This is a genomic window from Polaromonas sp. P1_G2 (assembly GCF_056405515.1).
The window spans coordinates 1-363 of the sequence record NZ_JBFUBY010001727.1 but is presented as its reverse complement, the minus strand read 5'-3'; the positions used below and the strand labels follow the sequence as shown (position 1 = coordinate 363).

Here is a 363-nt window from a genome sequence, read left to right as displayed (position 1 = left end):
GATGAAGACCGAATTGACGGCGTTCACCCGGCCGCGCACGTGGTCCGGCGTCCAGAGCGCGATCAGGGTTTCGCGCACATAGACCGATATCATGTCGCCGGCGCCCATCAGCGCCAGAGCAACGACCGACAGCCCGAACGAGGAGGAGACGCCGAAGACGATGGTCGCAGCGCCGAACAGCGCCACGCCGGAAAACATCTTGAAGCCGGAATAGCGGCGGATCGGGAAGGCGGCGAGGTAAAGCGCCATGGCAATCGCGCCCAGGCCGGAGGCGGCGCGCAATATGCCGAGGCCGATCGGACCAAGCACGAGAATTTCCGATGCGTAGATCGGCATCAGCGCTGTCGCGCCGCCGAGCAGCAC

At 65.3% G+C, this 363-nt stretch carries 1 pseudogene; it reads right to left on the bottom strand.

The annotated features are described in order from the left end of the window. Positions 1-363 (bottom strand): annotated as a pseudogene (locus AC1D0P_RS32305) (MFS transporter); the annotation flags it as partial.